Genomic DNA, 21,105 nt, shown 5'->3' with positions numbered 1-21,105 from the left:
GCTTGATGAGTGGTGCCGGTGTCAGGAGAACTGCTGGACACCGATGACGTCCAGCAGACGCAGCTGCTCGACGGCCGCGGTCCCCGGCGTGGCGACGAAGAACTGCAGCCGTTGGTGGCCGTCCTCGCTGAACAGGTTCTGGCACTGGATGTCGACGACGCCGAGCTCGGAGTGCGCGATCCGCTTGTGCTCGCCCCGGCGGACGGCGACGTCGCCGGTGTCCCACAACGCCGCGAACTCGTCGCTGGCCTGCCGGAGCCGCGTGACCATCGCGGCCGCAGCGCCGGCGGGGGCGTGCCGGGCCACGGCGGCGCGGAGATCGGACACGAGCACCTTCGAGTGGTGCGGGTGGTCGTCCTCGGGGTAGACCGCGCGGACGGCGGGGTCGGTGAACCACTGGGACAGGAAGCTCTCCCTGGTCGCCGGGCCGAGCAGGGCGGTGGCGAGCCGGTTCTGCACCAGGGTCTCGTGCAGGTCGGTGATGATGCGCGCCGGGGTGCCGTCGAGGCGGTCGAGCAAGGCGAGCATCGCCGGCGCCACGTGCGCCGAGACGCCGTGCGCCGGAGGCACGGGCCTGCCCGCGAGCACGAACAGGTGCTCGCGTTCGTCCGAGTCCAGGCGCAGTGCCCTGGCCAGGGCGGCGAGCATCTGCACGGACGGCTGGGCGCCGCGGCCGCGTTCGAGCTCGATGTAGTAGTCCACCGACGCGCCGGCGATCTGGGCGACCTCGTCACGACGCAGGCCGGGCACCCGGCGGCGCGGGCCGGTCGGCAGGCCCACGTCGCCGGGCGTGATGCGAGCGCGCCGCGACTGCAGGAACAGGCCGAGCTCAGCGAGGTTCACATCTGTGAGTATCGCTGGACGCCGCCTTCGCAGACAGGGGACGCCGTCCCCCGGGTCAGCGGCAACTGGTTGGCGCCTCGACCGCGGTGAATGCTTCTGGTGTCAACGAAAAGGAGCACGTCATGCCGTTCGCCAACCTGAAGGTTCCCGCGGGCACGCTGTCCGCCGAGCAGAAGCAGACCCTCGTGGAGAAGGTCACCGACCTCTACGCCGACACGTTCGGTGACGCGGTCCGCGACAACACGATGGTCCTCGTCGACGAGGTCGCCGACGGCGGCTGGGGGATCCGGGGTGAGGTCCTCACCCTCGCCAAGATCCAGCAGGGGTGACCGCGGCGGCGACCAGCCCGTCGGCCGAGGTCCGTCGCTAGTACCTGAACCCGGCGGGGCCGCGCACGGCGGCCTCGGCCAGTTCGGTGACCTGAGCGGCGGACACCGGGACTCCAGGTGCGTTCTGCACCCAGGCGACCAGCTCGGGAACGGCGAGACCGGCGGGCGGTTCGCCGACGTACGGGAACGCGTAGAGCGGGGTGTTGGGTTCGCTGCGCCAGCTCCCGGCGAGCGGACCCAGGTCGACGGCGTCGAAGCCGAGGACGTCGAACAGTTCGCTCACCACCGCCTTGGCGGCCGGGTCGTCGGCGTGCACGGGCAACGCGGTGCGGTCGGCGGCGCCGGCGGGGCGGTGCAGGTCGAGCAGCTGCCTGGGGCCGACGTTGTGCAGCGCCTTCACCACGTGGGCGTCGGCGAGGTGTCGCTGGACCAGTTCGCTGGACGTCAGCTCGTTGCTGTCCAGCTCGGGCGAGCGCCAGTGCGACGTCGGCACGTAGTTCGTCGGATCGATGACGGTCTTGCCGGCGAGCTCGGCACGGGGCAGCAGCTCGTGTGCGCTCAGGGGGACGGCGGCGAGCACCACGTCGGCCGCGCGTGCGGTCTCGGCCGGTGTGGCGGCGCGGGCGCGTCCGCCGAGGGCCGAGACCAGGCCGGTCAGGGTGTCCGGGCCGCGTGAGTTGCTGAGCACGACGTCGAGTCCGGCGTCGGTGGCGCGGCGGGCGACGCCCGCGCCGACCATGCCGGTGCCGATGATGCCGAGAACGGGTGTTGCCACTGGAGTCTCCGTTTCCTGGGATGCACGGCCATCTCATCCCGGGCGGGTGCCGGCCATCAACGACCGGCTTCGACGTGCAGCGATCACATGTCGTGATAGATCTGTGGGGTGGAACTGAGGGCGTTGCGGTACTTCGTCGTGGTCGCGGAGGAGCTGCACTTCGGGCGGGCCGCCGAACGACTGCGGATCGTGCAGCCGGCGGTGAGCCAGCAGGTCGCCCGGCTCGAACGTGAGCTGGGCGTGCGGCTGCTGGCACGCACGTCGCGGTCGGTGCGGCTGACCGCGGCGGGGGAGCGGGTGCTGGCCGCCGCGAGGGAGACCCTGGCCGCCGCGGCACGGGTCAGGGTGGTGGCCGGTGAGGACGCCGCCGAGCTGCGGATCGGGGTGGCGTCCTGCGTGACGCCCCGCCTGGACCGTGCGCTGAGCCGCCTGCGCGAGGCCGAGCGGGCTGCGCACCCGAGGCTGGTGAGCCTGCCGGCGGCCGCGCGCCTGGACGCCGTCCGCGCCGGGGAGCTGGACCTGGCCGTCGTCGTCGGCGCCGTCGCGGACGAGACGCTGACCGTCGAGCGCGCCTGGACGGAGCCGCTGCACGCGGTGTTGTCAGCCGGCCACGCCGCCGCGGGCAAACCCGTGCTCAGCCTGCTCGACCTCGACCCGCGCGGCTTGCGGCTGCCGACCCGCGAGATCGACCCGCCGCTGCACGACGCGATCCTGGCCGCGCTGCCCGTCGCCCCTGCCGTACCGCCCGCGGGGGACACGCTGAACCTGCTGTTCGACGTCGGGCGTGACCTGAACGCGTGGACGCTGATGCCCGCAGAGCCGTTGGCGGGACCCCGCTCTGACCGGCACGTGTCGATACCGCTCGACCCGCCGCTCTCCGTCGACGGGCACGTCGTCACCGCCCGCGCTACACCAGCTGCGTGCCTGCGGTCCTATGTGGACGCCTTCACTGACTGAGCGTGGGCTGCAGCAGGACCTTCTGCGCGCCGTACAGCTTCTTCTGGAACATCTCGTACGCGCGAGGTGCTTCTTCGAGCGGCAGGCGGTGCGTGGCGAAGTCGTCCACGCCGAGCGGATCGTCCGAGCCGACGAGCAACGGGAGGATGTCGTCGACCCAGCGGCGCACGTTCGCCTGTCCCATGTGGAGCCGGATCTGCTTGTCGAACAGTTCCATCATGGGCATCGGGTCGATCATGCCGCCGTACACGCCGGACAGGGAGATCGTGCCCCCGCGCCGCACGGAGTCGATGGCGGCGTACAGCACGCTGAGCCGGTCGACGCCCGCCTTCTCGGTGAGCAGCGCGCCCGCCTGGCGGGGCAGCACGGACACGAGGTTGTGCGCGAGCCGGACCGCGTTGGCGCCGTGGGCCTCCATGCCGACCGCGTCGATGACGGCGTCCGCGCCGCGGCCTGAGGTCAGTGCGCGCACGGCGTCGCCGATGTTCTTGTGGTCGCGGGTGTCGAGCACGGTCGCGCCCCGTGCCTCTGCGCGGGCGAGGCGGTCGGAGACGAGGTCGATCCCGATGACCTGGCCGGCGCCCTGGTGCTGGGCGACGCGGGCGCACATCTGCCCGATCGGCCCGAGGCCGAAGACGACGACGGAGCCGCCCTTCGGGATCTCGGCGTACTGCACGGCCTGCCACGCGGTCGGCAGCACGTCGGAGAGGTAGACGAACCTGTCGTCCGGCGGGCCGTCCGGGACCTTGATCGGCCCGTAGTGCGCCTGCGGCACCCGCAGGTACTCCGCCTGCCCGCCGGGGACCTGCCCGTACAGCCTGGTGTAGCCGAGCAGCGCCGCACCCTTGCCCTGGTCGGTGACCTGCGTGGTCTCGCACTGCGACTGCAGGCCGCGCTCGCACATGAAGCAGTGGCCGCAGGAGATGTTGAACGGCACCACCACCCGGTCTCCGGGCTTGAGCGAGGTGACCTCCGCGCCGACCTCCTCGACGACGCCCATCGGTTCGTGTCCGAGGATGTCGCCCTCGGTCATGAACGGGCCGAGCACCTCGTACAGGTGCAGGTCCGACCCGCAGATACCGGTGGAGGTGACCCGGATGACCGCGTCCGTGGGTGTGAGGATCCGGGGGTCGGGCACCGTCTCCACCCGGACGTCGCGCTTGCCGTGCCAGGTGACCGCTTTCATGACCTCTCCTCTTCGACAGGACCGCGGCTAGCGGGCTTCCTTGCGGGGCAGCGGCCGGGTCGCCGGTCCCTCCAGCACCTCGCCGTCGACGTCGAACCGCGATCCGTGGCACGGGCAGTCCCAGCTGCGCTCGGCGGCGTTGAACCGGACGAGGCAACCGAGGTGCGTGCAGCGCATCGACACCCCGTGCAGCTCGCCCTCGTGGTCGCGGTAGACGCCGGTCTTGCCCAGGCCGTCGCGGATGACGTGGGCCTGGCCGGGTGGCAGCTTCTCGCTGGAGGTGGCGTCGGCGGGGACGATCCGGTCGCCGACCAGCTCCACCGCGACCTCGGCGTTCTTCTTCAGAAGCGCCGGCAACGACTTCAGCGACAGCCGGTGCGGGCTGAACCGGTCGGCCAGCTCGTTCGGCTTGCCCAGCACCAGGTCCGCGAGCAGGGACGCGGCGAACGTGCCGCTGGTCAGGCCCCACTTCATGTACCCGGTGGCGGTGAACACCGTGGAGTTGCCCGGCGTGTAGCCGCCGATCATCGGCAGGTGGTCGTAGGCCGTCGGGTCCTGCGCCGACCAGCGGTGGGTGACCTCCTCGACCTGCCAGTGCCTGCGGGCGAAGTCCTCGAGGCGGCGGAACGGTTCCACGACGGTCTTGCCGGTCGGGTGGCTCTGGCCCGCCAGGACCAGCTTGTCCTCGTGCGCCGAGATGGACCACGACGGGCTGCCGGTGCTGATGGCGAGTGCCTGCGGCGGTGTGCTGACGCGGGCCGCGATGCAGTAGGCGCGGGTGAGTTCGAGGCGGGGGAAGAACAGGCCCCGGTCCAGCGTCGGGTAGTGCGTCGCCATCACGATCTTCCCGGCGTCGACGTGACCGTCCGCCGTGGACACACGGGTGCCGCTGACGTCGAGCACCCGGCTGTGTTCGCACACCCGGCTGCCGTCACCGTCGACCAGGTCGGCCAGGCCGCGCAGGTACTTCACCGGGTGCAGTGCGATCTGGTCGTCGAGCTGGATCGCGGCGTGCACCTCGAACGGCAGGTCCACGTCGGTGGTGGCCTTCACCGGGAGTCCGGCCTGGCGGGCCACGATCAGCTCGTGGTCGACGTCGCGCACCTCCTGCTCGGTGTAGGCGTAGGTGACGGCGGGGGAGCGGCGCAGGTCGCAGTCGATCCCGCGCGCGAGGTCGGCCACCTGGGCGACGGCGGCGAGGGACGCGGTGGCGTAGTCGGTGGCGGCGCCCAGGCCGTGGGCGCCGCGGATCTGCGAGTACACGGTGGACTGGAGGGCGGTGACCTTGGCGGTGTTGTTGCCGGACACGCCAGAGGCCACACGATCGGCCTCCAGCACCACGACCCGCAGGCCGCGGCGTTTGAGCAGCAACGCGGTGGTCAGGCCGGTGATGCCGCCGCCGACCACGGCCACGTCGAACGCGTGCCCGCCGGTGAGGGGCCGGCGGGACTGCGACGGGAGGGCGGCCAGCCAAAGTGACTGGTCAGCGGTGGTGGTCATGCACCCGGATACCCGCCGTCGGCTCCGGTATTCGGATGCACGGGACTGGTCGTGCCCGGATACCTGTCGCTCACAGCGGGTATGCGATCTACATGGAAAAGCACCGGGTAGTCGTCGTCGGAGGCGGGTTCGGCGGCTTGGGCGTCGTACGCGGCCTCAAGCGCGCGGACGTCGAGGTCACGCTGATCGACCGCACCAACCACCACCTGTTCCAGCCGTTGCTCTACCAGGTGGCGACGGCGTTGCTGCCCACGGGAGACATCGCGCCCACCTTCCGGGCGATCCTGCGCAGGCAACGCAACGCGCACGTCCTGCTGGGCGAGGTGACCGGGTTCGACACGAAGCGGAAGCTGGTGCACGCCGATCTGCCGGACGGCCGCTCGCACACCGTCGAGTACGACACGCTGGTCGTGGCCGCGGGATCGCGCGACAGCTACTTCGGCCACGACGAGTGGGCCGAGTCAGCGCCGCCGATGAAGACCCTCGAACAGGCCGTCGACCTGAGGTCCAAGCTGCTGCGGGCGTTCGAGACGGCGGTCGTGGCCGATGACGCGAAGCAGTGGCTGTCGTTCGCCGTCGTGGGGGCGGGGCCGACCGGCGTCGAGCTCGTGGGGCAGATCGCCGACCTGGCACGCAGGGCGTTGAAGGGCCAGTTCCGGGAGATCGACCCGCGCGACGTCCGGATCACGCTGCTGGACGCCGTGCCGCACGTGCTGCCGCCGTTCTCCCCGCCGCTGCGCGACTACACGCGGGCGAAACTGGAACGGCTCGGCGTCACGGTGATGACCAGCGCGATGGTCGAGTCCATCGACGCCGAGGGCCTGACCACGAAGGACGGCGACAGGGTCGAGGCGCGGACGATCATCTGGGCGGCCGGTGTGCAGGCGTCCCCGCTGGCGCACAAGCTCGCCGAGGCGACCGCGACCGAGCTGGACCGCAAGGGCCGGATCCTGGTGAACCCCGTGGACTGCTCCGTCACCGACGACGTCTTCGCGATCGGCGACATGGCGAACCTGAACGACCTGCCGGGCATCGCCGAGCCCGCCCTCCAGGAGGGCCACCACGTCGCCCGCGTGATCAAGGCGCGCCTCAAGGGGCAGCGCGCCAAGCCGTTCCGGTACCTCGACCTCGGCACGATGGCGACGATCTCGCCTGGTGACGCCGTCGCGGACATCAAGAAGCTGCGGCTCAAGGGGATCATCGGCAAGGCGGCCTGGGCGGTCGTGCACATCGCGTTCCTGGTCGGGTGGCGCAACCGCGCCGCGGTGCTCACCCAATGGGCCTGGAACCTGCTCACCGGCCGCCGGGCGCAGCCGATCATCCTGGAACCGATGCGCGCGATCGAGCGGTGACGGCCGTCCCACCCCGGCCGCGGCCGGGGTGCGTTCTGGTTTTGGCGGAACTTGGTGCGGCCGGTGCCGTGCAACGCCAAACCGGCGATGCCCCACAGCGCGGCGACGATCAGGGCGGCCCAGCCAAGCGGCAGGACGGCGCCGAGCGCGAAGACCACGGCGAGGCTGAGCAGCACCGCGGTCACGTACCCCGCGAAGCCGGCGCCGGCGAGCATGCCGGTGGCCTTGCCCGCCTTCTTCGCCTCCACAAGGATCTTGGCCTTGGCCAGTTCGAGCTCCTGGCGCATCACCTGGGAGAGGTCCTGTGCCAGTTCTCCGACGAGCTCGCCGAGCGACTCGCGTTCGGCGGGAGCAGGAGGCAGACCTGTGTCAGGGCTGGACATTCCGCGCACCCCCGGAAGGAACAGGGTCCAGCGGGTACGGGTCCCGAGGCTCCGGCTCGGTGCCGATCGCGCCCCGTTTCTCGACGGGAAGAGCAGCGGCCGGCGTGTCCAGCTCGTGAGCGTCGGTCCTGCTGGCGTACTGGAACGGGAACGGCCGGCTGATGTTCTGACGCGGCGCCTCCGCCGCGGTCGTCCCGCCGCGACTGCCCGTCGGGCACCGAGTACGCCTGTGCGGCGGCCAATCCAACTCAGCACCGACTCAGAGCCGCCGAGTACCACCTTCCCAGAGGGTGCCTGTCGATTTCGCTGACCTTCGTCAGGCGCGGACGGCTCGGGGGCGGACCTGGTCCGTCCCCGACTTGGGCAAGGGGGCGCAGGGGTGGACGTGTCGTGGCCGTTGGTGGGGCGGCGCAAGGAGATCGAACTGATCGACCAGGTGCTCGGCGGCACTCGCCACGGGCTGGTGTTCGCGGGTCCGCCAGGGGTGGGGAAGACCAGGTTGCTCCGGGCGGCGATGGATCTGGCTGCCGGCCGCGATCAGGTGGTCGAGCTCGTCGCGGCCACCAGGGCGGGTGCTTGCGTACCGCTGGGTGCCGTGTCCCACCTGCTGGCGCCCGGAGGGGACGACCAGGAGCCGGCGAGGCTGTTCCGCTACGCGGCGGACCGCTGGCGCGGCAGGCGGGTGGTGCTGGCGGTCGACGACGCGCACCTGCTCGACGACGGCTCCGCGGCACTGGTCCACGACCTGTGTCTGCGTGGCCGTGCCGTCGTGGTCGGCACGCTGCGCGACGCCGAGGGGGTGCCGGACGCGATCACCGCGCTGTGGAAGGACGGGCTGGTGCGCCGGGTCGAGGTGCCGCTGTTGCCGGACTCTGCGGTCGCCGCGCTGCTCGACAGGTCGGTCGACGGGCGGGTACCGGAGTCCGTGAGCACTGTGCTGTGTCGCCTGGCTGCGGGAAATCCTCTGCATCTCAAGGCTTTGGTGCTGGACGGCGTCGATTCGGGGGCGCTGCGGCAGGTCGACGGTGTGTGGCGGTGGCACGGCGCACCGCGCGGGGCGTGGCGGTTGCGGGAGCTCGTGGAAGCCAGGCTGGACGACTGTGACGCCGCGGTGCGGTTCGTGGTGGAGCTGGTGGCCTGCGGGGAGCCGTTGCCGCTGGGGCTCGTCGAGCGCGACGCCGGGCTCGACGCCGCGGAGGAGGCCGGACTGCTGTGCGTGGAGCAGGTCGGGCGAAGAACCGTCGTCCGTCTCGAGCATCCGATCTACGGGGAGGTGCTGCGCGCGAACATGCGGCCGATCAGGGCGCGGGAGATCCACCGCGTGCTGGCCGAGCGGCTGGCGGCCACCGGGCTGCGGCGGCGGGACGACGTGCTGCGTTTCGCGACTTGGCAGCTGGTCGCCGGGACGCGGCCGGACGCGCAGACGGCGCTGCGGGCGGCCAAGCACGCGATGGCCCGCTACGACCTCGCGCTGGCCGAACGGCTGTCGCGCGCGGCGGTCGACGCCGGTGCCGGCGACGCCTCCGCGGTCCTCGCCACCGTCCTGCGCTGGCGCGGGCGGCACGAGGACGGCATCGCGCTCGTGTCCGACGGGCCACCTGCAGGCGTGAGTCCTGAGGCGCGCTCCCACTGGATGTCGACCAGGGCCGGTCTCCTCTACTGGGGGCTGGCGCATCACGAGGAGGCCACGGCGATCCTGGACGGCTCCGAGTGCGCCACGCACGCGATGGTGTTGTTGTCCGAGGGGCAGTGCGCGAAGGCGCTCGACATCGGGCTGCGGATCGCCGAGAACGAGTCCGCGCCCCTGGACGGTCGCCTGTGGGCGTACACCGTCGTGGTCTGTGCGAGCGCGATGCTCGGCAGGACCGGGGTGGCGCTGGAGCTGGCCGACGACGGCGAACGGCTCGCGGACCTTCATCGGGAGGGCAGCCACGTCGGCGGTCCGTTCCTGAGAATGGCCAGGGGGTACGCGTTGCTGCTGGCCGGCAGGCTGGACGAGGCCCGGGCGGTGGCCGGCCGCGGGTACCGGGACGCGGCCGGTGCCGAGGTGGTGGTCGCGGCCTGGGCCGTGCTGGGTGCGATGGTCGCCCAGGTTCAGGGTGATCTGCGCAGTGCCGTGGACCTGTTGCGCGAGGCGGTCGCCATCGAGGAGCGGCAGGACCCGCACGGCGGCCTGCGGACGCACCTGACGATCCTGGCGGGCGCGCTGGCCATGACGGGGGCCGGAACGGAGGCGCGCCAGGTGCTGGACCGCGCCGACGCACTCGCGACGCCGGTGCAGCGGGTGTACCGCGCGCAGACCGAGGCGAGCAGGGCCTGGGTGCTGGCAGCCGGCGGCGAGCACACCAGAGCCGCCGAGCTCGCGCTGACCGCCGCCGCCGCGGCGAGGGAGTCCGGGCTGCCGTGCGTGGAGGCGATCATCCTGTACGACGCGGCACGGCACGGGGCAGCCGGGCGCGTGCGCGGCCGCCTCGCCGATCTCGCGGAGACCGCGGACAGCGCCCTGGTCCTCACCTGTGCGAGATCCGCGACCGCCCTGGACGAGCAGGACGGCCACGGCCTGCAGGAGGTCGCCCGCACCTTCGCCGAACTACCCGCGCCGTTGCTCGCGGCCGAGGCGCTGGTCGCCGCGAGCAGGGCCTACCGCGACGCCCGCCGGACGAGCGACGCGGTGGCGGTCCTGGCACACGCCAGGCAGCACACCGCCCGATGTCCGGCGGCCAGCACGCCGGGGCTGGTGGTGCAGGACCTCGCGGAGGTGCTCACACCACGGGAGCAGGAGATCGCGGTGCTGGCGGTCGGGTCCAGCAGTCCGGACATCGCCCGCAGGTTGCGGTTGTCGGTGCGCACCGTGGACAACCACCTTTCCCGTGTGTACGGAAAGCTGGGTGTCTCAGGTCGAATCGAGCTCGCGACATTGTTCGTCGGGTCTGAGTAACCGGCCGTTCGGCCTGAGTAGTTCTTTTTGTGGATCCGCGATCAATTGAGTAGATGCCCTGCTCATGACTTCTCGTTCATTCCGGCTCTAGATTGTTCTCGCTGGCCAAATGGAAGAACACGGGAGGAGGTTCGAGATGCCGGAACGACTGAACGCGGACGACCTGCTGCGGATGGGATACGTCGACGACCAGCTGCTGCTGGAGGACGTGTCTCTCTGCTCGTTGTGCTCGCACACGTGCGGCGGCACCGCGCACACACCGATTCAGCCGGGCGAAAGCTGATCGGTGCACGTCGTTGCCCTGGGCTCACCGGCCCAGGGCAACACCGGAGGAAAGAGGGGGTGGTCGTCGTGGTGCAGGATTTCTCGGAAGACCCGATCAGGGAATGTGTGCGTGGCCTCGCGGCGTCGTGGGGATCGTCCTACCTGCTCGGCGGTGACCGCTCGTGGTGGTATTTCGACCCCGCCACTGATCGTCCTTTTCCCGCACAGGGGTGGAAACTTCACGTCAGTGCGGTTCCGGTGTCGGCCCTGCGCACACTGCGCGGCGTCGCCGAGATCCTGATGCCTCGCGGTGCCCGGTGGAAGGTGGCGCGATCCGTCGACCACCTGATGCGGCTCTGCACACCGCCGGCGCCGATCTCGCAGGTCGGCAAGTTCATCACGGTCTACACCGAGGACGACGCCGCCGGTCTCGCCGCGGAACTGCACGAGGCGACGAGACTGGACGTGGGGCCGGTCGTGCCCAGTGATCGCAGACTCCGCCGCGGCAGCAACGTCTACTTCAGGTACGGCTCGTTCGCGCCGCGCGGCAGCTACGAGGGCCCGTCGCAGACGCGTGAGTGGATCATCATCGATCCCGCGGGCCGCCGGGTCGAGGACCGGCGCGCACCGGGTCGGCACGCGCCGCCGTGGGCAGCGGCGCCACCGTTACCGGACGTGCCGGAGCGACGAGACCAGGGGAGTGGCCTGTTCGGGCGCGGCATCGCCATCCGCGAGGTGCTGCACCAGTCCGCGAAAGGCGGCGTCTACCTGGCTGACCTGGACGGCTCGCAGGTGGTGGTGAAGGAGGCGCGGATCGGCACCGCCGCGGACCTGACGGGGCGTGACGCGAGGTCCCGGCTGCTGAACGAGTGGAAGGTCCTCCAGGTGCTCAAGGGCAGTGGCCTGGCACCGGAGCCGGTGGAGTTCTTCTTCGAGGAGGACAACGCCTACCTGGTCGAGGAGCACCTCCCGGGGACCACGTTGCGGCAGTGGGTGGAGACGATGAACTACCGCGGGCAACCCGAGGTGGACACCTCGGCGCTCGTGCGGAAGATCCGTGAGTTGGTCGCACGGGTGACGGCCCACGGCGTCGAACCACGTGACCTGACGCCGAACAACATCATGGTCGACGGCGACCGCGTCGCGGTCATCGACCTCGAACTCTTCCGCGCGTCCCGGTCCACCGAGCCACCGTTCGCCGGGGCGACGCCGGGCTACGTGCCCTACCGCGACACCGGGAACTCCTTCGACGTGGAGTACGCGCTCACCGCGATCGCACACTTCGTCCTGACCGGTGCCGACCCGTATCTGGACGGCGCGACGGACTTCGCGCCGCACGTTCCGGCTGTGCTGGCGGCGTTCGGACCCAGCGCCGCCGTTGCGGCGACAGCGGAGTCGGAGCTCGGCCGGGAGGAGGTTCTCGCCGAGGCCGTGGCGGCGGGCGAGGAACTGGTCCGCCGGGTGGAGTGGGACAGCGGACCGTGGCCGTGGCCGGGCGCGTGGGCACCGGGGTCGGTCCACCCGGCGTCGTTCATGTCCGGGACCACGGGAATCGTCCGGTACTACCTCGACCTGGGGCGCGCCACCGGTGATCCGCGGTGGGCCGGCCACGCCGACGAGTTGCTGGAGTGGAGTTTCGCCGCGCATCCCTTCATCCCCAGGCAGAGCCCGGCGGGGCTGTACTTCGGGCTGGGGGCGATGCCGTGGCTGATGGTGGAGCTCGCGGCCGCGACGGGCGGTCGCCGCGCCACGCGCTGGTCACGGCGCGCACGCGACCTGGCCGCCGAGCTGGCCGCGGCCGGCACCGAGGGCCCGGACATCACGCACGGCTGGGCGGGAGTCGGTCTCACCCTGCTGGCCGTGTGGCGGAGCACCGGTGACGAGGCCTGCCGTGCCGCGCTCGCGCAGATCGCGGACCGCTTGCTGCGGGACGTCCAGGACGACGCGGGACTCCCGGCGTGGCCGCAGGGTGGCCGTAGCTACCACGGCTTCGGGCACGGCAGCGCCGGCGTGGGGTACTTCCTGCTGGCCGCGGGCACGGCGCTGGGTGACGAACGGGCCGTGGACCTCGCCGTGACGACCGGTCTCGCGCTCGTGGAGGCCGGGGTCCCGGTCGCGGACGGCAGGGGCCTCAGCTGGACGCACCACCCGAGTTACACCGGGACGCCGTGGACGCACTGGTGCAACGGAGCGTCCGGGGTCGGCACGTTCCTGCTCGCGCTGGAGTCCGCCACTGGTGCCGCCGAGTTCGGCGACGCGGCGGTCAGGGCCGGGCGGGCGATCAGCCTCGGACGACCGTTCGGGAGCTGCTGCCGCTGTCACGGTCTGGCCGGGGACGGCGACTACCTGCTCCAGCTCGCCGACCGCCGTGGCGAGGAGTTCTCGGCGGCGGCCGCGCACATCGGGCGCAAGCTCGACGCACTGAAGATCCATCGCGGTTTCGCCGTGAAATGGGCACACGAGGGTGACGGACAGCCGCGGCCGGGCTACATGCGCGGCTACACGGGCATTCACGCGTTCCGCCTGCGGCTGGCGGGCCTGGTCACCGGCACCCCGTTGACGGCACCTCCGCCGAGTGACGAGGGGACACGATGAGGGTCAGGGACGACGTGGGGCTGGACGACTTCACGGTCGACCTCACGGATCAGTGGCATGGCGGCCGGCGGGTGCACGCCCGGCGGGAGGGCCGAACGGTGTTCACCTGTTCGGTCATGCCGCAGGAACATGCCTGGTTCGTCACGGACTGCCTGCCGCAGCGCCGGGATCCGGAGCCGGCCGCGCTGCTGCGGGCCGTGTGCGCGCATCTGGCGGCCGAGCACGGCATGACCGAGATCGTCGCGCTCCATCCGGAGTTCTGGGACGACGACATGTCGGAGGGCGGCGCGGTGCTGTTGCAGCGGATCGTGCCCATGTGGCTGCCGCTCGACGACGACCTGCTCGTCCTGCACAGCAGAGACCTGCCGGGCACCCATCACTTCACGCCGCTGGACCCGAGGTTCCACGAACCCGCGTTGCTGGCCGGACTTTCGACCGAGGCGGACCGCGCAGGTGACCGGCGGGTGTGGCAGGACGCGCTGTCCGGAGTGCTCGGCCCGATCATCCGCGAAGCGAGTCTGGTGGTGGTGCGGGGCTCGGTACCGCGCGCCGCGATCGCCGTCAGCGAGTTCCAGGGGGCGCCGCTGGTCGCGCACCTCGTGATCGCGGAATCCGAACGGGGCAACGGACTCGGGCGGGCGCTGCTGGTGGAGAGCCTCAGAGGACTGGCGAGGTCGGGCTACACCGACTGCCATCTGAACGTGCTGCACGAGAACTGGGTCGCACATCGGCTGTACCGCTCGGTCGGGTTCATCCAGAACCGGCCCACCCTGCGCGCCAGCCACCTCAGTCTGGAGCCTGCCCGCGATGAGAGATGACACTGTCCTGGCGGACCACGAGTCGTCCGCGCTGAGCATCGTGACGGCCTCCTCGGACGAGGTTCGGGCCCGTGTCCGCGAGCTGCTGGTGCGTCCTGATGTCACGTACCTCCTGTCGGCGGGGACGGGGAGGTTCAGGCGTCCACTGTGGACCGGCCGCCCGGTGTCCCCGCCACGGCCGGAGAACCCGGCCGCACTGCGGATCCTCGGGTGCGCCGAGGAACGCCAGGCGGCGATCGAGCGGGAGATCGCCCACCTCACCGCACGGCCGGGCGCCGACGCCGCCTCGCCGAGGATGCTCGTGACGGAGGTGATCGGCCGGCCCGCCGAGGACGACGTCCGCTTCTGGCAGGCCTGCCGGACCCGGTTGACGGCAGGGCGGGCGGACCGCCCGTGGCTCGTCGTGCTGCGGCACGAGCCGCAGGCGGCGACACGCCCCGGCCTGCCCCGCGGCCGTCAGTCGGACGAGATACTGCTGACCCTCCTGCTGGCCGGTGGACACGCCCGGCGGCAGGACCTCGAACACTGGGCCGCACTGCGGGGATGGGACTGGGACCGGGTCGAGGAGGTCACCTCCGCCCGCGCCGGCGAGCCGGGCGCGGTGCACACCTATGCCGGTTCCCGCGAGTGGTCACTGGCGGGCGCCACCTACGCCGCGGCGAACCGGGGCCTGGTCTCCGAACTGGCCGGGATGGTCGTGGCGGACCAGCCGAGCCCACTGGTCGCGACAGCGGCCCACGCCCCCGTCGTTCCCGGCGCGTGGAAGCGGCTCGGATTCGCCGAGACCGCGCACTCGCCGGGCACCATCACGTGGTTCGGCCGCAGCGTCTTCCTCGCGGCGCGGAAGAGCCGCTGGACCACCGCCGCGCGCGACGACGCGGCGGCGATCTACCTGGCCGCGCTGACCGTCGGGCCGCGGCGGGTGTCCGCGGCCGCCGCCAGGGCGATGCTCGACCTCGCGGAGCGGTACGGGGTCGAGGCGGAGGTCCAGTCGCGGCTCGGCTACCACCTCGGCCAACTGCTGGCCAGGGACAAGACTCCGGGGTCGGCCGAGGCGAGCATGCACTGCTTCGGCCGGACCCGGCACCACCTGTCGGTGAGCGCGGCCGCTGATCCCGAGGCACGCGGCAGCCAGGCGGCGGCCGCCCGCAACGGGATCGCGCTCGCCCTCTACCGCAGCGGAGACCACGGCGGGGCGGTGGCGGCGGAACTGGCGGCGCTGCGGGAGCTGTCGGCGCCGGGAGTGCAGGAGAAGGGACACCTGTTCGACCAGCAGGTGCTGCTGCTGACCAACCTGGCGACCGTGTCACTCCGAAGTGGACAGTCCCCCGACGACGCGCTGTTCCGCTACCGGCGGGCATGGCGGATCGCGGCGGGCTCCGACTCCCTGCCCGCGCTGGCCTACGTCGGGCCCGCGCTGGCGCGGGCACTGATCGACAGCGGTGACCTCACCGAGGCCGAGGAGGTCGCGGTCCTGCTGTCGCGCCGCTATGACGCCGAGGCCGCGCCGTCGAGGACCGTCGAACGAGCCGTCGTCTCCTGCTGCCTGGCCCTCGCGGACGCCAAGCTCGCCGGGGAGGCCGTCGGTGAGGCGGCCTGGTGGTACGCCGGTGCCGTGGCGCGGATGCAGCGCGCGGCACCTGCCGTCATCACCGGCATCATGCGAAACCTGGACAGACGGTCCGAGCAGCCGCCCGCCGCGATCATGACGGTCCTGGCGGACGAGCTGGCGGCGCACACGGCGATGGCGGCCGACCTCAGGGCGCTGCTGGCCCTCCTGGAAGGGCACGGCCACGATGACTGAGCTCGCGCCGACCGACTGGAGTCTCAGCCCGGACCGGACGCTGATCGCGTTCGAGTTCGCTGGTGAGCGCGCCCGGATCGAGTGCCGGCGTCTCGAACAGGACGGCGGGGCCACCTCGCCGCAGTGGCTCGTTCTCGACGATCCTCGCGACGAGTGGCACGTCCTGGACTGGGCCGCGCCGGCCCTGCTCGTGCTGTGGCGACGCCACAGCGGCCGGTGCGAGCTCCGGGTCGTGGACGTGGCGACCGGGGGAGCCGAAGCGGTGGGCCACGAGGTGATCGGGCGGCCGGTCGCGTGCCGGGTGAACCGGTCCGGCCTGCTCGAGGTCCTGCTGGTGCTCTCGGACGGTGAGGAGAGCGTGCTGTGCTCGTACTGCCCGGAGTCGAACTCCTACGTCGTGCTCGCCGGCAGCAGAGGGGTGAGCGGCGTCGGCGCATGGGACGCCGAGGCGGAACTCGTCGTCGCGAACATCGGCCCAGGGGACGACTCACCGGGCGAGGTGCGCGTGTACCGGTGGTCTGAAGGTGGCTACGCCCGCGTCGACATCGGGCGCACGGGTGACGTGGTTCCGGTCGCGGCGGCCGGGCACGGTGGCGGCGTGGTGGGCCTGACGGGTTATGACCGTGCGGGACAGCCTGTTCCTGGCGTGCTGGAGCTGTCGGCCCTGCGCGTCCGGTGGTTCCCCCAGCACGCCGGACATTCGTGCGGCGACGTCGGGCCGTCGGGTACGCGCGTCCTCGTGGCGGACTGGGACGGAGCGGAGTTCGGCTATCGCGTGCTGGACGTGGACGGTGACCAGGTCGGTTCACTGCGCTCGGACCACAGCATCGCCACCGACCTGCGGTTCTCGCGGGACGAGCGGCACGTGATCGGCTGGCACCAGTCACCGGCGGCGCCCCCGGCGGTCCTCCGGTGGCGGTGGGAGGACGGCGAGACGTGGCCGTTGAGCCCCCGCGGCCGCGCGGCCGCGGGGGACATGCGGTGGGACCTGCGCTGGGTGTCCGATGTGGAGGGTCGGAGGATCCCGGAGTGGGTGTTCGCGCCGCGCGTCTCCGGCCACGCGGGCACGGTGCTCTTCCTGCACGGTGGCCCGCGAGGGCGGCTGAACCAGACCTACGACCCGGTGATCGCGGCGCTCGTCGGTGCCGGCTGGACCGTGGTCGGCATGAACTATCCCGGGAGCTCCGGGTACGGCCCCGAGTACGAAGGGGTGAGCAGAGGGGACTGGGGCGGCGCGGACGCGCGTTCGATCGAGTGGCGCCTGTGCCGGTTGGCGCACGAGGCCGGCGATCGTCCACTGTGCCTGTACGGGCACAGCTACGGCGGCTACCTCGCCCTCCTGGCGGGAGCGGCGATGCCACGAACGGTGGACCGCGTCGCGGTCTGGGCGCCGGTCGTGGACCTGATCGGCCTGCGCGCGACGGCCGCCGGCGTGCGCAGGCAGTGGCTCGACACCGAACTGGGCGACCTCCAGCACGACGAACGCCTGCTGTGGGAACGCAGCCCGGTCAGCAGGATCCCCTCCTTGGCGCAGTTGCGCCTGCTGGTCGGGCACGGCCGGCGGGACGAACGGTGCCCGGTGTGGCAGTCGAGGCAGCTGGCGGAGCTGCTCGGCGAGTCCCGGCGACCGGCGGGCCGGCTGCGGTACCTGGAGGACGCCGAGGGTGCCCACGACCCGTCGGAGTGGTACCAGTGGGCGGACGCGGTGGTCTCGCACTTCGGGGACGGCCATGGCACGCGCTGAGAACGACCGGTGGTCGTGGGCGGGGATGCGCGGGCGGGCGGCCCGGCGCAGGGCGTTGTGGACGCTGCTGTGGCGGGCGGCCGGGTGGCGGGCTGTCGGGGTCGGAGCGCTGGTCGTGCTCCAGGGGCTGGCGCCGACCGCGGCGGTGCTGGCGTCGGGCGTGCTGATCGACAGCCTCCCGCACGACCCCGGCCGTGCCGTGCTCGCCCTGGGAGGGTTCGCCTGCGCGTTGCTCCTCGGAGCGGTTCTGGGGCCGCTGACCGGCTATCAGGTCCAGGTGATCAACGGTCGCTACGGCCGGACCGTGCACCGGACCGTTGCCAGGGCCACGCTCCGGACCCGCGGAGTGGCGGAGCTCGACGATCCGCTCGTCGTCGGCGAGCTCGCGGCGCTGGGGGAGTTCGAGCGGGCCGACGGGTTCGTCGCCACGGCCACTCACCTGCGCGAGCTGGTGCAGCGCCGGACTACCGGGCTGAGCGCGTTCGTGGTGCTGCTCATGTTCGCCTGGTGGGCGCCACTGGTGATGCTGGCGGGATGGCGCGCGCTGAGCCACGGGATCGACCTGTGGCTGGAGAAGGGTGTCGAGCTCGGTTCGAGCGCCGCGGCGACGGGGATGCGCCGGTCGCGGTACCTGCGGCGGCTCGTGGTCGGCGCGCAGGCGGCGAAGGAGGTCCGCGTCTTCGGCCTCGCCGACTGGCTGGTGCGCGGGTACGCCGACACCTACGTCGCGGCGCTGCGGGCGGTCTGGGAGGGCAGGAGACTGGGGATGCGCACCGTCCTGGCGGCGACGTCGGGCGTCGTCTGCGCGCACGTCCTGGTGCTGGGCTCGCTGGGGTGGCATGCCGCGTCGGGCGCGCTGTCGGCCGGGCAGCTGGTGGTGTTCGTGCAGGCGGTCCTCGCCGGCAGCGCGCTGGGACACGTCTTCGGCGCGGAGATCCCGCTGGCCAAGGCACGCCACGTGGCCTGGCAGGCGTTGCGGCTCGAAAGACTCCTGGCGAACGAGCCTCCGGTGGCGGTGACCCGGCCCGCCACCGGTTCCGCCGGGCCGGTCGGCGTCTGCCTGCGCGACGTGTGGTTCACCTACCCCGGCAGGGAAGAACCCGCACTGCGCGGACTCGAGCTGTCCGTCCCGGCTGGACAGTCGCTGGCGGTCGTGGGCGAGAACGGTGCCGGCAAGAGCACGCTGATCAAGCTGTTGTGCGGGCTGTACGAACCCGGCCGCGGCAGCGTCGAGGTGGCGGGTGTCGCGCCCGCGGACGCGCGGGAGCGGATCGGCGCGATCTTCCAGAACTTCGTCCGGTACGAGCTGCCGCTGCGGGAGAACGTGGCGTTCGGCGACCTGGCGATGTCCGGGGACGAGGAGGCACTGGCCGGCGCACTGGCCGACGCGGGCGCCGGTGGACTGGCCGATCGCCTGCCGTCCGGCTGGGACACGGTGTTGTCGTCGGGGCATCCCGGCGGCCAGGACCTGTCCGGTGGACAGTGGCAGAAGGTCGCGCTCGCGCGGGCACTGGCCGCGGTGCGCGGTGGCGCCGGCCTGCTGATCCTCGACGAACCCACCGCCAGCCTGGACGTGCGGGCTGAGCGGGAGCTGTTCGACCGGTTCCGGTCGGGCACCGCCGGGACCACCACGATCCTGGTGACCCACCGGCTGGCCTCGGTGCGGCACGCCGACCGGATCGTGGTGATCGCCGGTGGGCGGGTGGTGGAGGACGGTTCGCACGAGGAACTGATGGCGACCGGAGGACGGTACGCCGCGATGTTCCGGTCGCAGGCCGAACGGTTCACCCGCGCCGGGGAGAAGGTGGCGTGATGGGCGGCACCCGGCGGGCGATCACACTGCTGGTCTCGACGGCGTGGAACGTGGACAGGCGGCTGACCCTCGCGGTGGTGGCCGAGCCGATCGGCAACACCCTGGGACTGCTGGCCGGGCTGTGGCTGGCCCTGATCACGACCGGCGCGCTGCGAGGCGACACCGGCCTGATCGTGCTGGGCGTCGCCGGGCTGGTGCTCGGAGCGGGACTCGGCTGGCAGCTGGACCTGTCGAGCAGCCAGTGGCGCATGGTGCTCAGCGAGAAGGTGGCACACGCCTTCGAGGTGGAGATCGCCCGGATCTGCGCGGGCCTGCCGGGACTGGAACACCACGAACGCGACGACTACCAGGACAGGCTGGAGCTGCTGCGGCAGTCCCAGGGGCTGCTCGGTGAGTCCGTGAGCACCCTCGCAGTGACGTTCAAGGCGATCTGCGGCGGGATCACCGTCTTCGCGCTGCTCGTCGTCGTGCACCCGCTGATGCTCGCCCTGGTCGTGCTGGCACTGCCGTCGATCTGGATCGCGGGCGTCCAGCAGCGGTGGCTCCGGCACGCGGAGGAGGAGTCCGCGGCACCGGGGAGAACCGCGAGACATCTGCGCGCGCTGGCCTACGACCGGGACGCGGGCATGGAGATCCGGGTGTTCGGGCTGGCGGAGGAGATCGAACGCCGGGCCACCCACGCGTGGGACGTGCATCGCCGCCCGGTGGAGCGGGCGGCCCGGCGGGTGGCGGTGGCCGGCCTCGTGCGCGAGGCGCTCTACGCGGCCGGTGTGGTCGCTGCGGTCGGATTCGTGCTGTGGCAGGCGATCCGCGGGCGCGCGACGCCCGGCGACGTGGTGCTGGCGATCTATCTGAGCGGCCAGGTGCAGACCGCGGTGAGCTGGCCGATTCAGCAGGTGGCCGGATTGGGACGGACGTTGCGCAGCCCGGAACGGTTCCTGTGGCTGCGCGACTACGCCGCCACCGCGGCCGCCCGGAGCACCGGTACCCGGCAGGCGCAGGTGGCGCTGACCGACGGCGTCGTGTTCGACGACGTGTCGTTCCGCTACCCGGGCACGGACACCTGGGTGCTGCGAAGGGTGTCGATGCGCATCCCGGCCGGATCTGTGGTCGCGGTGGTCGGGGAGAACGGCGCGGGCAAGACGACACTGGTGAAACTGCTGACCCGCATGTACGAGCCGACCGAGGGACGCATCCTCGTCGACGGCGTGGACCTCGCCGACATCGACGTCGACAGCTGGCGGCAGCGGGTCTCGGCGGTGTTCCAGGACTTCGCGAAACTGGAGTTCACCGCTCAGCACTCCGTCGGGGTGGGCGACCTGGCCACGCTCGACGACGAACGGCACGTCCTCGGCGCGTTGCGCCGCGCGGGCGCGACCGATGTGCTCGCCTGCCTGCCCGGCGGCCTGGCGACCCAGCTGGGAACGCGCTGGGACGGCGTGGACCTCTCCGCGGGGCAGTGGCAGAAACTGGCGCTCGGCCGCATGATGACGCGCGCCGGACCGCTGGTCGTCTTCCTCGACGAGCCCACCGCGTCGCTCGACACGCACACCGAGCAACAGCTGTTCGAGTCCTACGCGGCCACAGCCCGCGCCGGTGAGCCACGCGGAATGGTGACTTTCCTGGTGTCGCACAGGTTTTCGACCGTGGGCGCGGCCGACCGCGTCCTGGTCCTCGCGGACCAGAGGGTCGCCGAGCAGGGCACCCACGACGAGCTGATCGCGGCCCGTGGGCTGTACGCCGAGCTTTACACGATGCAAGCCCGGTCCTTCAGATGACCACGATTTCGCACGGAGGGGGAAGC

At 72.0% G+C, this 21,105-nt stretch carries 15 protein-coding genes and 1 pseudogene; 11 read left to right on the top strand and 5 right to left on the bottom strand.

Annotated elements, in window-relative coordinates:
- Positions 1-21 precede the first annotated feature (21 nt).
- The gene (locus ACSHWB_RS39775) at positions 22-843 is read right to left on the bottom strand and encodes an MmyB family transcriptional regulator (protein ID WP_439658474.1); all 822 of its coding nucleotides are present in this window, start codon (positions 841-843) and stop codon (positions 22-24) included.
- A gap of 122 nt (positions 844-965) precedes the next feature.
- On the opposite strand from ACSHWB_RS39775, the gene ACSHWB_RS39770 reads away from it, so the two are divergent.
- Positions 966-1,172, top strand: a complete 207-nt coding sequence (locus ACSHWB_RS39770) for a tautomerase family protein (RefSeq protein WP_439658473.1) — start codon at positions 966-968, stop codon at positions 1,170-1,172.
- A gap of 37 nt (positions 1,173-1,209) precedes the next feature.
- On the opposite strand, the gene ACSHWB_RS39765 is transcribed toward ACSHWB_RS39770, so the two are convergent.
- Positions 1,210-1,947, bottom strand: coding sequence for an NADPH-dependent F420 reductase (locus ACSHWB_RS39765; protein WP_439658472.1), 738 nt, complete (start codon positions 1,945-1,947; stop codon positions 1,210-1,212).
- 108 nt (positions 1,948-2,055) lie between these two features.
- Here ACSHWB_RS39765 and ACSHWB_RS39760 point away from each other — a divergent pair, with 108 nt between their 5' ends.
- Complete coding sequence (locus ACSHWB_RS39760) at positions 2,056-2,904, top strand: LysR family transcriptional regulator (protein ID WP_439658471.1); 849 nt, start codon at positions 2,056-2,058, stop codon at positions 2,902-2,904.
- Here the strand turns inward: ACSHWB_RS39760 and ACSHWB_RS39755 are convergent.
- The gene (locus tag ACSHWB_RS39755) at positions 2,894-4,090 is read right to left on the bottom strand and encodes a zinc-dependent alcohol dehydrogenase (RefSeq protein WP_439658470.1); all 1,197 of its coding nucleotides are present in this window, start codon (positions 4,088-4,090) and stop codon (positions 2,894-2,896) included. The genes ACSHWB_RS39760 and ACSHWB_RS39755 overlap by 11 nt on opposite strands.
- A 27-nt stretch (positions 4,091-4,117) precedes the next feature.
- On the bottom strand, positions 4,118-5,590 hold the full coding sequence (locus ACSHWB_RS39750) for an FAD-dependent oxidoreductase (RefSeq protein WP_439658469.1): 1,473 nt from the start codon (positions 5,588-5,590) through the stop codon (positions 4,118-4,120).
- Between the two features lie 92 nt (positions 5,591-5,682).
- Between ACSHWB_RS39750 and ACSHWB_RS39745 the strand changes: the two genes are divergently transcribed.
- A complete protein-coding gene (locus tag ACSHWB_RS39745) occupies positions 5,683-6,942 on the top strand; it encodes an NAD(P)/FAD-dependent oxidoreductase (RefSeq protein ID WP_439658468.1) in 1,260 nt (419 codons plus the stop codon).
- Between the two features lie 38 nt (positions 6,943-6,980).
- Here the strand turns inward: ACSHWB_RS39745 and ACSHWB_RS39740 are convergent.
- Positions 6,981-7,325 (bottom strand): annotated as a pseudogene (locus tag ACSHWB_RS39740) (phage holin family protein); the annotation flags it as partial.
- Positions 7,326-7,704: 379 nt separating this feature from the next.
- Here ACSHWB_RS39740 and ACSHWB_RS39735 point away from each other — a divergent pair.
- The 8 genes from ACSHWB_RS39735 to ACSHWB_RS39700 all read left to right on the top strand — a co-directional run bounded on the left by ACSHWB_RS39735 (position 7,705) and on the right by ACSHWB_RS39700 (position 21,079).
- Positions 7,705-10,263 carry a LuxR C-terminal-related transcriptional regulator gene (locus ACSHWB_RS39735; RefSeq protein ID WP_439658467.1) on the top strand — a complete coding sequence of 853 codons (2,559 nt, stop codon included), beginning with the start codon at positions 7,705-7,707 and terminating at the stop codon, positions 10,261-10,263.
- 136 nt (positions 10,264-10,399) lie between these two features.
- Positions 10,400-10,546, top strand: coding sequence for a hypothetical protein (locus ACSHWB_RS39730; RefSeq protein WP_439658466.1), 147 nt, complete (start codon positions 10,400-10,402; stop codon positions 10,544-10,546).
- A gap of 68 nt (positions 10,547-10,614) precedes the next feature.
- Positions 10,615-13,122: a lanthionine synthetase LanC family protein gene (locus ACSHWB_RS39725; RefSeq protein WP_439658465.1), complete on the top strand. Its 2,508-nt coding sequence runs from the start codon at positions 10,615-10,617 to the stop codon at positions 13,120-13,122.
- Positions 13,119-13,940, top strand: a complete 822-nt coding sequence (locus ACSHWB_RS39720; RefSeq protein ID WP_439658464.1) for a GNAT family N-acetyltransferase — start codon at positions 13,119-13,121, stop codon at positions 13,938-13,940. Before ACSHWB_RS39725 ends, ACSHWB_RS39720 begins: the two co-directional genes overlap by 4 nt.
- Positions 13,930-15,744 carry a hypothetical protein gene (locus ACSHWB_RS39715; protein ID WP_439658463.1) on the top strand — a complete coding sequence of 605 codons (1,815 nt, stop codon included), beginning with the start codon at positions 13,930-13,932 and terminating at the stop codon, positions 15,742-15,744. Before ACSHWB_RS39720 ends, ACSHWB_RS39715 begins: the two co-directional genes overlap by 11 nt.
- Positions 15,737-17,488, top strand: a complete 1,752-nt coding sequence (locus tag ACSHWB_RS39710; protein WP_439658462.1) for an alpha/beta hydrolase family protein — start codon at positions 15,737-15,739, stop codon at positions 17,486-17,488. The genes ACSHWB_RS39715 and ACSHWB_RS39710 overlap by 8 nt, the downstream gene beginning before the upstream one ends.
- A complete protein-coding gene (locus ACSHWB_RS39705) occupies positions 17,475-19,301 on the top strand; it encodes an ABC transporter ATP-binding protein (RefSeq protein ID WP_439658461.1) in 1,827 nt (608 codons plus the stop codon). Before ACSHWB_RS39710 ends, ACSHWB_RS39705 begins: the two co-directional genes overlap by 14 nt.
- Positions 19,301-21,079 carry an ABC transporter ATP-binding protein gene (locus tag ACSHWB_RS39700; protein ID WP_439658460.1) on the top strand — a complete coding sequence of 593 codons (1,779 nt, stop codon included), beginning with the start codon at positions 19,301-19,303 and terminating at the stop codon, positions 21,077-21,079. The genes ACSHWB_RS39705 and ACSHWB_RS39700 overlap by 1 nt, the downstream gene beginning before the upstream one ends.
- Positions 21,080-21,105 lie beyond the last annotated feature (26 nt).

The organism is Lentzea sp. HUAS TT2, assembly GCF_051853195.1.
Taxonomy (GTDB): domain Bacteria; phylum Actinomycetota; class Actinomycetes; order Mycobacteriales; family Pseudonocardiaceae; genus Lentzea.
The sequence above is the reverse complement of the archived record's forward strand: the minus strand, read 5'-3'. Positions and strand labels throughout refer to the sequence as shown.

Excerpts from the sequence above, each read along its gene's own strand:
- ACSHWB_RS39705 (WP_439658461.1), top strand. The coding sequence starts at position 17,475 with ATGGCACGCGCTGAGAACGACCGGTGGTCGTGGGCGGGGATGCGCGGG.
- ACSHWB_RS39750 (WP_439658469.1), bottom strand. The coding sequence starts at position 5,590 with ATGACCACCACCGCTGACCAGTCACTTTGGCTGGCCGCCCTCCCGTCG.
- ACSHWB_RS39755 (WP_439658470.1), bottom strand. The coding sequence starts at position 4,090 with ATGAAAGCGGTCACCTGGCACGGCAAGCGCGACGTCCGGGTGGAGACG.
- ACSHWB_RS39745 (WP_439658468.1), top strand. The coding sequence starts at position 5,683 with ATGGAAAAGCACCGGGTAGTCGTCGTCGGAGGCGGGTTCGGCGGCTTG.
- ACSHWB_RS39730 (WP_439658466.1), top strand. The coding sequence starts at position 10,400 with ATGCCGGAACGACTGAACGCGGACGACCTGCTGCGGATGGGATACGTC.
- ACSHWB_RS39720 (WP_439658464.1), top strand. The coding sequence starts at position 13,119 with ATGAGGGTCAGGGACGACGTGGGGCTGGACGACTTCACGGTCGACCTC.
- ACSHWB_RS39700 (WP_439658460.1), top strand. The coding sequence starts at position 19,301 with ATGGGCGGCACCCGGCGGGCGATCACACTGCTGGTCTCGACGGCGTGG.
- ACSHWB_RS39770 (WP_439658473.1), top strand. The coding sequence starts at position 966 with ATGCCGTTCGCCAACCTGAAGGTTCCCGCGGGCACGCTGTCCGCCGAG.
- ACSHWB_RS39715 (WP_439658463.1), top strand. The coding sequence starts at position 13,930 with ATGAGAGATGACACTGTCCTGGCGGACCACGAGTCGTCCGCGCTGAGC.
- ACSHWB_RS39710 (WP_439658462.1), top strand. The coding sequence starts at position 15,737 with ATGACTGAGCTCGCGCCGACCGACTGGAGTCTCAGCCCGGACCGGACG.